Raw genomic sequence first — 11,983 nt, 5'->3', positions numbered from 1 at the left:
AGGGGGGGAGTTTCCCTTTTTCTGCCGGGTTTTTCTCCCTGGGGAGGGAGCCGGGGGCGTGGTGGGTCCCCCCCCCTTGTTGTGGGGGGGTCCCCCCCCCGCCAAGGGGAAGCAAGGCGGTTCAGACGCCGGCGATCGACTGGATCCAGGAGCGGTACGCCGTCACGTTGGTGTACGCCGTGGTCGTCTGGCGGTCGCTGGTGGAGGCGACGCCGACCTGGACGCCGCCTGCCATCATGGGTCCGCCCGAGTCGCCGCCGGCGGTGATGCCGTCACCCCGGCGGGCGCAGATGGCGGAGCCGCCGTAGGCGTCAGTGCATCCGCCGGTGACCGTGACGTTGGCGACCTTCAGGTAGCGGGACTGGCAGGTCGCCTCGGAACCGCACCGGGAGGTGGCGCCCCAGCCGTACACCTGCACGGTCTGACCGACACGCACGGAGCCCGGCTGTCCGAGCCTCGCGTAGGTCGCCGACACGGACCGGTCGAGACGGACGAGCGCCAGGTCCGAGCCGTGCGTGTAGGTCTGGACGCCGTTGGCGACGGTGCCGCCGCTGTGCTGGTCCAGGCTGCCGATGCGGAACGACAGCCCGCCGCCGCTGACACAGTGCTTGGCGGTGAGGATCCAGGTCGGGGCGATGATCGTGGCCGAACAGGTCTCTCTGCCGTTCGAGAACAGCCGTGCGGCCCAGGGGCCGCTGCTGGCGTACCCGCCGCCAATGATGGGCTGCGGGCCCTTGGTGCTCGGGGGCGCGGGCGCCTGTGCCGCGGTGGCGGTGGGGGCGAGAAGGGCGAGGACGGAGACCGCTGCTGCGATGAGAGCGGGCACGAGCCTTGATATCCGCAAGGTTCCTCGATTCGGAGGACACGCCGGGTGGGCGTGTATCTGTGGGGGACTACGGCCCCGAGGGCCGCCGCCCCGGCGAACTCCCCGCCGTGACACGGGGGTTCGCCGAAGGGCACGGCCCAGAATTCCGGAGAGACCTTGAAACGCGGTACTAACACTTGGTGATAACGCGGTGTTATACCCCGGCGGGAACGGCCGCCCGCCGGGGCGAAGTGGTGCGTCAGGAGGTGCGGGTCAGCGGGTGAAGGTGACGCGGTGCTCCTTCAGGGCGCCGCAGTTGGAGCCGTAGACCTGCACGTACACGTTGTTGATGCTGCCGCCCCAGTCGACGCAGTGGCCCTTGCCGTAGACGTAGGTCGGTCCCGCGTACGACGTGAACCGCCCGTCGTCCTGGTCCCCCGCCTCGGTGTCGGGGACGTAGATCCACGCGGACATGTCCAGAGCGGTGCCCGGGTTGCTGCGGATGGTCGTGACGCAGTTCCGGCCGTTGGAGGAGTTGTACGTCAGGTAGACGGTGCCCAGGGATCCGACGGCCGCCGAGTTCACGGTCTTGTAGCCGCTTCCGCAGACCTTCTGCGGGGTGGTGTTGGGCGCGGCCGAAGCCGGCGCCGCCAGGGCGGTCGTGGCCCCCACCGACAGGGCGGCCAACGCGGAGGCGGCCAGGATGGAACGGCTGAATCTCATATTTCCCCCTTGCGACTCTTGGAGTGGTTGCTCCTGAGTGGTCTGACTCGCGGTTCGATGGAATGGTTGTGCCGCGTACCGCCGGTTTCCGGCCATTGCGAGACGCACACCATGTCACACCTTTGACTGGTCTCCTGTCCTACGGATGGGAGCATGGCACCCGTGACCCGGCCTTTCGTGCCGTTTTTTCCGGGTTGTGTCACATCTCGGTTCCCCGCCCGGTCTCCATGAGTGGCATGCCTTTTCCCGAACCACCGGCTCTGAAGGAGCACGCCATGAGTGAACCGCAACATTCCGCCGCAGGCGCAGACCTTCATGGCCGAGCGCGCGCAGGCGACGGTCGTGAGCGTCCCCGCCTCCCACGCGGTCGGCGTCTCGCGTCCCGGTGACGTCGCCCGGCTGATCAACGAGGCGGCGCAGGCCACACGGCCTGAACGCCGGACCCCGCGCTCCGCACCGTCGGCCGGCCGGCGGTGCGGAGCACATCACGGGTGCGGCCGCACCCGTCAGCCCAGCGTGTACCTGCGGATGCGGTACCGGAGCCCGGACGTGGAGAGCTGCCAGCCCCCGTCCTCGGCTACTGTCCAGCTCGCGTCCGGCACCGGGGCGAAGGTGTCGCCGTTCACCGGCGCGTCGACCTCGGTCACCGAGAGCGTCGTGGCGTACGGCAGGGCGGCACGGTAGATCTCGCCGCCTCCGATCACCCAGGTCGCCTCGGGCGCTGCCGACTCCAACGCCTCGGTGATGGATCCGGCACGGTCCGCGCCGTCGCCGCGCCACCCCGGATCACGCGTCACCACGATGTTGCGCCGGCCGGGCAGAGGGCGGAACCGCGGAGGGAGCGAATCCCAGGTCCTGCGCCCCATCACCACCGGATGCCCGAGGGTGACGGCCTTGAAGTGCGCCATGTCCTCCGGCAACCGCCACGGAATCGCGTTGTCCGCGCCGATCACACCGTCAACGGTCTGCGCCCAGATCAGCCCGACGTTCACACCGCCACCGGAGCCTTGATGGCCGGGTGGTGCCGGTAGTCGAGCACCCGCACGTCGGAGTAGGCGTAGTCGAAGAGCGAGTCCGCCCGGCGCAGCTCCAGCGTCGGGAACTCGTAGGGAGCGCGCGACAACTGCTCGGTCACCTGCTCGACATGGTTGTCGTAGATATGACAGTCCCCGCCGGTCCAGATGAAGTCACCCGGATCCAGGCCCACCTGCTGCGCCACCATGTGGGTGAGCAGGGCGTAGCTGGCGATGTTGAACGGGACACCGAGGAACAGGTCCGCGCTGCGCTGGTACAGCTGGCAGGAGAGCCTGCCGTCGGCGACGTAGAACTGGAAGAAGGCGTGGCACGGTGCCAGCGCCATCCTGGTCAGCTCCGAGACGTTCCAGGCGGACACGATCATCCGCCGGGAGTCCGGGTCGCGGCGCAGTGTGTCGAGGACCTCGGCGATCTGGTCGATGTGCCTGCCGTCCGGGGTGGGCCAGGAGCGCCACTGTGCGCCGTAGACCGGGCCCAGGTCACCGTTGTCGTCGGCCCACTCGTCCCAGATGGTGACGCCGTGCTCCTGGAGCCAGCGCACGTTCGAGTCGCCGCGCAGGAACCACAGCAGCTCGTAGACGATGGACTTGAGGTGCACCTTCTTGGTCGTGACCAGCGGAAACCCCTGCGAGAGGTCGTAACGCAGTTGGTGCCCGAAGACACTTCGGGTACCGGTGCCCGTCCGGTCGGCCTTGGCCGTCCCGGAAGTGAGCACGAGCCGCAACAGGTCTTCGTACTGGGTGTCCGCCACGTGCGCCGAGTCTACCGGTCGGCCCGCGCACGACGTGCGGAGGGCGCCCCTCCGCGGAGTCTCAGGGGGTCGCCGCCCGCCGTGGGCCGGTGGGCCGGGGCAGCAGGGTGCCGTCGACGTGGAGGTCGACGCGCTCGTCGTAGAACGCCACCATGCCCGCGATGCGGTTGGCGTGGACCGTCGGGAAGTCGTACGCCCAGGCGATGTCCTCGTGGGCGCCGCTCGCGCCGTCGAACGACCAGTAGTCGCTGGTCGTCCCCTTGTACGGACAGCGGGTCACCGTGTCGGAGCGGCGCAGCCGGGTCAGATCGACATGCGTGCGGTCGAGGTAGTAGCGGGTCGGCAAACCGGTCTCGAACAGCTTCACGCAGTGGGGCGCGTCCGCCAGCACGACCCCGTCCAGCTCCACGCGGACACTGCTGGAGGAGCGCAGCGCGTCCACCCGGGAGTAGGGGCTCCTGGGGTGGACGAAGACCGGTTCGTCCTCCTCGAACCAGGAGTCCAGCGCCGCCCACTCGAAACGGACGGTGCCGTGCAGAGGCTCCGGGGCGCCGTCCTCCCAGACCCAGGCCGCGCCCTCGCGGACCTCGGAGCCGACCCGCAGGGTGTGGCGCCGGGCGGGCCCCGCGCCCCGGGGTTCGACATGGCCTTCGTCGGTCAGCACTCCCTCGACCAGGTCCTCGACCGGGATGCTGAACTGCGGATAGGCACGCCACTCCCACACGTACAGCGCGCGCCGGGTGTCGAAGACCACGTGGCCGCCGACCGTCCCCCGGACGCGCCGGGGCACGGGCTCGACGTGCCCGACCGGGACGATCAGCCCGGGGTGCAGCACGCTTTCGTCGGCCATGGTGACCACCTCGTTCCACAAGTGTGGGCGCGTTCACTGTCACATGAAATCGTGTCACAGTGTGTCCGCTCGCGGACGGGGACCGGATCCTGGATGCCACCCCGGCGAGTTGGGCGTACTGTCCGTTCTATGGGCGACGCTCGGTGTGGCCCGGCGCGATGCGGCCCGGCCGGCGTCGACGGCGCGCGACAGCCGTCGGCGGGCGGGGGAGCGCCCGATTCCGCCGCGGGTCCGACGGGACCCGTGATGGACACCGCGATGGCCGCCGTGCTGCGGGAGAGTGGCGCCTACGGCGCGCTGCTGTACGTGCTGCCGCCCGACGCGGACGCCCTGTGGCTGGTGTCGGTGGCCGGGGTCCCGTACGAGTTCGCGGCTCCGTGGCGCCGGGTGGCGTTGACCGACCCCATGCCGGTGGCCGACGCCGTGCGGGAGGGGAGCCTGGTTTGGGTCGGCACCCAGCAGGAGATGGCACGCCGGTACCCACGGCCGGCGCTCGTGCTGCCGTACGACTTCGCGCTGTCGGCCGCCCCGGTCACCTGCGGCACGGAGACCCTGGGCGGGCTGGTGCTGCTGTGGCCCGGGACCCATCCGGCGCGGCTGAGCGCCCGGGAGCGTGACGCCATCGAGTCGGGCTGCCGGCGCCTGGGCGGTGAACTGCGGCGGGCCGCCGACCGCGGCGATCCGCTGCCGCCCCCCGGCCGGCCGCGGACCCCGCCGCCGCCCACCGGGCGTGACGTCACCCCTGCCGAGGCGACAGCGGTCGCGTCCTTCGTCGACCGTCTGCCGGGCGGATCCTGCGCCCTGGACGTGAACGGCCGCATCACCTTCATCACCCCGGCCGCCGCCGGCCTCCTCGGCGTCGACGAGGCCGACCTGCTGGGCGCCCTGCCCTGGGAAGCGCTGCCCTGGATGGACGTGCCCCAGGTAGAGGACCGCTACCGCGCGGCGATGATCAGCCGTCGGCCCCAGGCGTTCACCGTGCTGCGCCCCCCGGACACCTGGCTGGCCTTCGAGCTCCACCCGGACTCCTCCGGCATCAGCGTCCGCATCCTGCCGGGCGACTCGGCCGAGGACGCCCGCGCCTCGACATCCGGGCCGAGCCCCGGCCCCAGCCGCGCCGCCCTGCTCTACCACCTGATGCACATGGCGGCCACCCTGACCGAGGCCGTCGGTGTGCAGAACGTCGTGGAACAGACCGCCGACCAGTTGCTGCCCGCTCTCGGCGCGCAGGCCATGGTGCTGATGGCCGCCGAGGACGGGCGCCTGAGAATCCTCGGCCACCAGGGCTACCGCGCCGATATCGCGGAGCGCTTCGACACCATCCCGCTGAGCCCGGCCGTGCCCGGCAGCGAGGTCCTGACCACCGGGGTCCCGGACTTCTTCACGACCTACGCCGACCTCCGGCGCGCCTACCCGGACATGGTGCACGAGGACGGGATGGCCTCCTGGGCCTTCCTGCCGCTGATCGCGTCCGGCCGCACCATCGGTTCCCTGATGCTGGCCTACGCCCGGCCCCACCCCTTCCCGCCCGGCGAACGCGCCGTGCTGACGTCCCTGGCCGGGCTGATTGGGCAGGCCCTGGACCGCGCCCGGCTCTACGACGCCAAGGACCACCTCGCCCACCGCCTCCAGACGTCCCTCCTGCCGCGCACGCTGCCGCGGATCCCGGGACTGACGGTCGCCGCCCGCTATCTGCCGTCCGCCCGCGGCCTGGACATCGGCGGCGACTTCTACGACCTCGTCCGCCTCGACGGGCACACGGTCGGCGCGGCCATCGGTGACGTACAGGGCCACGACGTGGACGCCGCGGCCCTCATGGGGCAGGTCCGCACCGCCGTCCACGCCCACGCCACCGCGGGCGCGTCGCCGGGCGCCGTCCTGGGCCGCACCAACCGCCTGCTCACCGACCTCGATCCCGGACGCTTCACCAGCTGTGCCTATGTCCACCTCGACCTGGCGACGCGCCGCGCCTGCGTGGCCGTCGCGGGGCATCCGCCGCCGATCCTGCGTCATGCCGACGGACGCACCGAACTCCTGCCGGTCCCACCCGGACTGCTGCTCGGCATCGAACCGGACACGCACTACCCGGCGCTGGAATTCCGGCTGCCCCCCGGCTGTGTGCTCGCCCTGTTCACGGACGGACTCGTGGAAGCCCCCGGAGTCGACTTCGACGACGCCATCGCGGCCCTGTCGGGGCTCCTCGAACACGAGGACCCGGGCGACCTCGACGGCATGGCCGACTGCCTGGTCCGGCACGCGCCCGCCCCCGACGACGACATCGCCCTGCTCCTCATCGCTCCCGGCGCATGACCCGGCGACCGGGAGCCGCGCCCGGACCGGCGGTTCAGCCGGTGAGATGCCGTTGCAGCCAGTCCGCCGCGGCACGGCGGAACAGCCGCCTGTTGTCCGCCCGCAGGAAGTCGTGTCCCTCGTCGCGCAGGGTGAGCAGCTCGGCGGTGTGGCCGCGTTCGCGCGCGGCCCTGACGAACTGTTCGGACTCGCGCGGCGGGACGTTGGTGTCGTGTTCCCCGTGCACGGCGAGCAGCGGGACGCGCAGCGCGTCGATCCGGGTCATGGGGGAGAGGGCGCGCAGCAGTTCGCGGTCGCGTTCGGGATGGCCGTACTTGTGCGCCGCGGACTGCGCGATCCACGGTTCGGTGCCCTCGAAGAACGTCGCGAAGTCCGACATGCCGCAGACCGCCACCCCGGTACGGAACAGGTCGGGGTGCCGGACGAGCGAGGCGAAGGTGAGATAGCCGCCGTACGAGCGGCCCATGACCGCCAGCCGTGACGGATCGGCCGGGCCGGCCAGTACCGCGTGGCCGGCGCAGTCCGCCACGTCGTCGAGCGCGCCGAACCGGCCGGCGCCCAGGTCGGCGTCGACGAACGACCGCCCGTGGCCGGACGAACCGCGGACGTCGGGCGCGAAGATGTCCAGCCCTCTCCCCAGGATCTCGTGGTAGAGCGGGTTGAAGACGGGGCGTTCCTGTTCCTCCGGGCCACCGTGCAGATGGATCACGCAAGGGGCCGGCTCCGCCGGGCCGCGCCCCGGCGCACGGTAGTACCAGCCGCTCAGGGGCAGCCCGTCCCGCGCGGTCGGACCGAGCGGAACCGGCCGTACGGGTGGAGGGCCAGGGGGGACGGCGTCCTCGTCCTTCGACGACCACGGGGTGCGCAGCAGGGACCCGCCCTCGGAGAGCCACCACACGCCGGGGCGGCGCTGCGAGCCCGACAGGGCCAGCACCAGCCGCCCCGGGCCCGCCGGCACGATCCGGGTGACGACTTCGTGGGGCAGGGGCACGGGACGCGCGGGCCCGGTGAGGGCCTCGGCCGCACCGGGCGGGAACGTGTCGACGACCTCCAGCTCGCTCGCGCCGCGGACGTTCCACGCCAGGACGGCGGTGCGGCCGTCGTCCGCGAAGCGCAGCAGTTCGAGGTCGCAGCCCTCCCGTTCGGCCGCGACGGACCGTCCCTGGGGCCGCCCTTCGCCGTCGAGACGGGCGGCGATCAGTGCGGCGAACTCGCGGTCGGCGTCGCTCCGCAGCCATACGGTGTCCCCCCGGGGCGAGAACCTGCCGATCCACGGATCGGCGTCGGCCACCGGTACGACGCAGGTGGTGGTGAAGTCGGTGGTGCGGACGACCACTGCCTCGCGCCGGCCGCGGGGGCCGCGGCGCAGCAGCGCGAGCCGGCCGTCGCGGCTGAGATCGCACACGCGCAGCGTCGCGGCGTCCGACTCGGCGGCGAGGAGGACCGGCGCGGTCGGCCCGTCGGGATCGATCAGGTAGGCGGACAGCCCGTCCCCGAAGCCGGCCGTCGAGGGCGTCCGGTCGCCGGACGCCGTGATCCCGGCCGTGACGGAGAGGGACGCGGTGACCCGCGTCCCACCGCCGACCGCGGGCGGGCCGAGGAGTACGGCCTCACCGTCACGGCCGGACCAGCCGGTGCCCGGCAGCCGGCCGGCGTCCTCCCCGGCTTCGTCCGGGAGGTCGACGGCGTCCGGAGCCGCGGTCGGGACGGTCGGGACGGCGACCGTGACCGCCACGGCCGAGCCGTCGTGCGCCCAGCAGCCCAGATAGGCCGAGGTGCCGGGCTCGGCGCCCGCCAGGACGTGGCGGCCGGTGCCGTCGGGCCGTACGCACAGCACCCGCTGGTGCTCGCCGCCGCCCGGGGCCGTGGTGTACGCGATCCAGCGGCCGTCGGGCGACCAGGACACCTCCCGGACGGGGTCCGGCGCGGAGTCGAGGAGCCGCACCCCGGCGCCGTCGACGGGCCCGGCCCACAGCTGGGGCACGCCCCCGCGGTCGCAGATGAACGCCACCCGCGCTCCGGCGGGGTCGGCCGAGGGGTACCAGCAGCCGTGGGCCGTGAGCCGCGTCGTGGCGTCACGCGGGCCGGAGGTGTCGGGCAGCGGGACCCGGGCGGGGGCGGCGTGCGGGGACGCGTGGTCGTCAGCCTCGCGGGCCGCCGGGCCGGGGCCCTGTGCCCAACGGGGTACGGCGGGCCGTCCGGCTGCCGCCGTGCCGGTGCCGTCCGCTCCGTGAGGGGCGGGTCCGTCGGTCATATCCCGTGTGTCTGAAGCCATATCTCCAACAGAGCCACTTGCCACAGGGCGTTCGCCCCGCGTTTCGTGCGGTGTGCGTCGGGAGCCGCCAGAAGGCCGTCGACATAGGAGTCGTCGAACAGCCCGCGCCGTCTCGCCTCCGGGGCGCGGAGCGCCTCGCGGACCCGTTCCAGGACGGGACCGGCCATATGAGTGATCGCGGGGACCGGGAAGTACCCCTTCGGGCGGTCCACCACGTCCTGCGGGAGCAGCTTGCGGCCGGCCTCCTTGAGCACGCCCTTGCCGCCGTCGGCCAGCTTGAGGTCCGGCGGACAGGCGGCGGCCAGCTCCACCAGTTCGTGGTCGAGGAAGGGCACCCGGGCCTCCAGGCCCCAGTCCATGGTCATGTTGTCGACCCGTTTCACCGGATCGTCCACGAGCATGACGTGGGTGTCCAGCCGCAGTGCCGCGTCCAGGGCGGTCTCGGCGCCCGGTGCGGCCATGTGCTCCCGGACGAAACCGCCGGAGACGTCGTCCGGTGCGCGTACGCCGGGTCGCAGCATCCTGGCGACATCGGCGTGCGGCCGGTCGAAGTACGTCTCGGCGTACCGGTCGGGCTCCCGCTCACGGGCGACGGAGGCCAGCCGCGGATACCAGTGGTAGCCGGCGAACACCTCGTCGGCGCCCTGCCCGCTCTGGACGACCTTCACCTCCTTCGCCACCTGCTCGGACAGCAGATGGAAGGCGACCACGTCATGGCTGATCATCGGCTCGCTCATCGCCGCGACCGCCGCGTCCAGCGCCGTGGACACCCGCTCGGACGGGACCATCAACCGGTGGTGGTCGGTCGCGAACTCCCGCGCGACCAGATCGGAGTACTGGAACTCGTCCCCCTCGTCGCCGCCCTCCGACTCGAAGCCCACGCTGAACGTCGCCACGTCCCGCTGTCCCTCGTCGGCCAGCAGGGACACGATCAGACTGGAGTCCAGACCCCCCGAGAGCAGCACGCCCACGGGCACGTCCGCGACCATCCGGCGGCGTACGGCGGTGCGCAGCGCGTCCAGGACCGCGTCGCGCCACTCGCTCGGGCCCATGTCCGCGTACTCGGGGCGGCGTGTGTACGACGGCTGCCAGTAGCGGTGGTCCCGGTGGCTGCCGTCCGGCTCGACCACGCGCACGGTGGCGGGAGGGAGCTTGCGCACGCCGGCCAGGACGGTGCGGGGCGCCACGACGGTCCCGTGCCAGCTGAGGTACTGGTGGAGGGCCGCCGGATCCAGCGAGGTGTCGACGTCCCCGGCCGCGAGGAGAGCCGGAAGCGACGAGGCGAACCGCAGCCGCCCGGAGGTCCCCGCCAGGTACAGCGGCTTGATACCGAGCCGGTCGCGGCCCAGGATCAGCCGGCCGGTGCGGTGTTCGGCGAGGGCGAAGGCGAACATGCCGAGGAAGCGGTCGACGCAGGCGGTGCCCCACTGCCGGTACGCCTTGAGGATGACCTCGGTGTCGGAGGTCGACGTGAAGCGGTGGCCGAGGCCCAGCAGCTCCTCGCGCAGCTCCTGGTAGTTGTAGACGCAGCCGTTGAAGACGCCGGTGACCTCCTGCTCGGCGTCCGTCATCGGCTGGGCCCCGTGATCGGAGAGGTCGATGATCTTCAGCCGTCGATGGGCCAGTGCCACACCGCCCCGTGACCAGATCCCGTGACCGTCGGGACCGCGGGCGGCCAGCCGGTCGCTCATGCGCCGTACGGCCGTGATGTCGGGCCGCCCGCCGTCGAAGCGTATTTCCCCGCTCAGACCGCACATCGGGTGTCACCTCCCCGGTGCGCGTCGGCGGTCGGACACCCCCGAGGGGTGTGCGCGGGTCCGTCGGCCGGAACCTGGGCCGGACTGGTCGACATGGGTCTCCTTCTCCCTCGGGACGGGGGTGGGCAGGGGCGCGAGCCGCCGTGGGCGCGGCGGGTTCGGCACGCGCCCTTCTCAGCGGCCGGGCATCCTGGCCGGGCGGTTTCCGGGGGCGCCCGCCTCCACCTGGCCGGACGGCAGTCCCCGGGCCGGGGGATCGGTGAGCCGGCGGCGCCTGCGGCTGCCGCCCCGGGTCTCGGCGATCAGCAGGTCCGTGCAGGTCAGAAGGTCCTCGCCGTGGGCGGTGCGGCGAATGCGGCGCGCGGCGCCGCCGTCCGCCAGGGTCTGTTCCGCCAGGGCCCGGACGGCATGCCAGTCGCCGTTCGCCTCGAGCACCGGACGCACCTTCCTCAGCAGACCACCGACGACATGCGCCGCCGGCGCCTCGCGACGGGTGTCCGGGTCGACCAGACATCCCTCCAGGCCGGACCTGGCGGCCCGCCAGGTGGCGGCGCGCAGCCACTCGTGACGGGCGGCGCAACGGGTGGCCGCCGGACCCTCCAGCCGCCGACGCGCCTCGACGACGAGCGCCCGGAACAGTCCCGCGACGAGCACCACCGTCTCCGCACGCGGGCAGGAGTCGCTGATGCGCAGTTCGAGGGTCTGCTGATGGGCGGAGGGCCGGATGTCGTAGTAGATCATCCCCGCGTCGCTGATGACGCCCGAGTCGATGAGCCCCCGCACGGCCGCGTCGTACTCGGCGGCGTTCGCGAAGCAGCCGACCGGCCCCGCGGTGGGCCACCGCTGCCAGAGCATCGTGCGCCAGCTCGCGTAGCCGGTGTCGGAGCCCAGCCAGAACGGGGAGCTCGCGGACAGGGCGAGCAGCGCGGGCAGCCACGGTGACACCTCGCACATGATCCGTACCGCGGTGTCGCGGTCGGGGATGTCGACGTGCACGTGGGCGCCGCAGATCAGCTGCTCGTCGGCGACCCTGCGGTACTCCTCGACCATGTGGTGGTACCGGGCACCGGCCGTGGGAGGCACGCCTCCCGGGCGGGCCAGCGGCACCGTGCCCGCGGCCACCACGGCGAGCCCGTGGGCGGAGGCGGCCGTGTCCAGCCGTCGTCTCGTACCGACCAGATCGGCGTACAGACCGTCCAGGGACGTGTGCACGGCGCTGTTGGACTCCACGGCTGCCTGCTGCAACTCGGTCGTGAAGGTCTGCCGGGGAAGTCCTTCGAGCACCCGGTCGGCACATGGTGCCGGCAGGCCGGTCTCCACCTGCACGAGATGGAACTCCTCCTCCACGCCGATGCGAACGGTCACGACGACTCCTCACAGTGACGGACGGACACCTGTTTGCCTCGGTCCAAGAACCCTCCTGCCGGAGACGAACGGCGGCACTGCTCAACCCGGAGTTCCCACCTGCACCGCGACT

Annotated in this window: 9 protein-coding genes and 1 pseudogene; 2 read left to right on the top strand and 8 right to left on the bottom strand. The window is 72.4% G+C overall.

Going from position 1 to position 11,983, the window contains the following annotated elements; genetic code table 11:
• Positions 1–121 precede the first annotated feature (121 nt).
• Both ACZ470_RS35590 and ACZ470_RS35585 read right to left on the bottom strand, forming a co-directional pair.
• Complete coding sequence (locus ACZ470_RS35590) at positions 122–844, bottom strand: S1 family peptidase (RefSeq protein ID WP_468434082.1); 723 nt, start codon at positions 842–844, stop codon at positions 122–124.
• Between the two features lie 234 nt (positions 845–1,078).
• On the bottom strand, positions 1,079–1,528 hold the full coding sequence (locus ACZ470_RS35585) for a spore-associated protein (protein WP_468434080.1): 450 nt from the start codon (positions 1,526–1,528) through the stop codon (positions 1,079–1,081).
• Between the two features lie 282 nt (positions 1,529–1,810).
• Between ACZ470_RS35585 and ACZ470_RS35580 the strand changes: the two are divergent.
• A pseudogene (locus tag ACZ470_RS35580) lies at positions 1,811–1,954 on the top strand (alpha/beta hydrolase); the annotation flags it as partial.
• Positions 1,955–2,034: 80 nt separating this feature from the next.
• Here the strand turns inward: ACZ470_RS35580 and ACZ470_RS35575 are convergent.
• From ACZ470_RS35575 to ACZ470_RS35565, 3 genes are all read right to left on the bottom strand, one after another.
• A complete protein-coding gene (locus ACZ470_RS35575; protein WP_468434079.1) occupies positions 2,035–2,520 on the bottom strand; it encodes a dihydrofolate reductase in 486 nt (161 codons plus the stop codon).
• Positions 2,517–3,314 (bottom strand): thymidylate synthase, encoded by a 798-nt coding sequence (locus ACZ470_RS35570; RefSeq protein ID WP_468434077.1) that lies wholly within the window; start codon positions 3,312–3,314, stop codon positions 2,517–2,519. Before ACZ470_RS35570 ends, ACZ470_RS35575 begins: the two co-directional genes overlap by 4 nt.
• Positions 3,315–3,375: 61 nt before the next feature.
• Entirely contained in the window at positions 3,376–4,164 is a 789-nt protein-coding gene (locus tag ACZ470_RS35565) for a DUF427 domain-containing protein (RefSeq protein ID WP_468434075.1), read from the bottom strand.
• A gap of 246 nt (positions 4,165–4,410) precedes the next feature.
• Here ACZ470_RS35565 and ACZ470_RS35560 point away from each other — a divergent pair, with 246 nt between their 5' ends.
• Entirely contained in the window at positions 4,411–6,474 is a 2,064-nt protein-coding gene (locus tag ACZ470_RS35560; protein ID WP_468434073.1) for a SpoIIE family protein phosphatase, read from the top strand.
• Positions 6,475–6,508: 34 nt separating this feature from the next.
• Here the strand turns inward: ACZ470_RS35560 and ACZ470_RS35555 are convergent, their stop codons facing one another.
• From ACZ470_RS35555 to ACZ470_RS35545, 3 genes are all read right to left on the bottom strand, one after another.
• A complete protein-coding gene (locus tag ACZ470_RS35555; protein ID WP_468434071.1) occupies positions 6,509–8,728 on the bottom strand; it encodes a S9 family peptidase in 2,220 nt (739 codons plus the stop codon).
• Positions 8,725–10,506 (bottom strand): N-acetylglutaminylglutamine amidotransferase, encoded by a 1,782-nt coding sequence (locus tag ACZ470_RS35550; protein ID WP_468434070.1) that lies wholly within the window; start codon positions 10,504–10,506, stop codon positions 8,725–8,727. The genes ACZ470_RS35555 and ACZ470_RS35550 overlap by 4 nt, the downstream gene beginning before the upstream one ends.
• A gap of 174 nt (positions 10,507–10,680) precedes the next feature.
• Complete coding sequence (locus ACZ470_RS35545) at positions 10,681–11,871, bottom strand: carboxylate-amine ligase (RefSeq protein WP_468434068.1); 1,191 nt, start codon at positions 11,869–11,871, stop codon at positions 10,681–10,683.
• Positions 11,872–11,983 lie beyond the last annotated feature (112 nt).

The organism is Streptomyces sp. NPDC031111 (genome assembly GCF_055570675.1).
The sequence above is the reverse complement of the archived record's forward strand: the minus strand, read 5'-3'. Positions and strand labels throughout refer to the sequence as shown.

Bases quoted from the DNA above. Each gene is read 5' to 3' on its own strand.
- ACZ470_RS35585 (WP_468434080.1), bottom strand. From the start codon at position 1,528: ATGAGATTCAGCCGTTCCATCCTGGCCGCCTCCGCGTTGGCCGCCCTG.
- ACZ470_RS35565 (WP_468434075.1), bottom strand. From the start codon at position 4,164: ATGGCCGACGAAAGCGTGCTGCACCCCGGGCTGATCGTCCCGGTCGGG.
- ACZ470_RS35560 (WP_468434073.1), top strand. From the start codon at position 4,411: ATGGACACCGCGATGGCCGCCGTGCTGCGGGAGAGTGGCGCCTACGGC.
- ACZ470_RS35555 (WP_468434071.1), bottom strand. From the start codon at position 8,728: ATGACCGACGGACCCGCCCCTCACGGAGCGGACGGCACCGGCACGGCG.
- ACZ470_RS35550 (WP_468434070.1), bottom strand. From the start codon at position 10,506: ATGTGCGGTCTGAGCGGGGAAATACGCTTCGACGGCGGGCGGCCCGAC.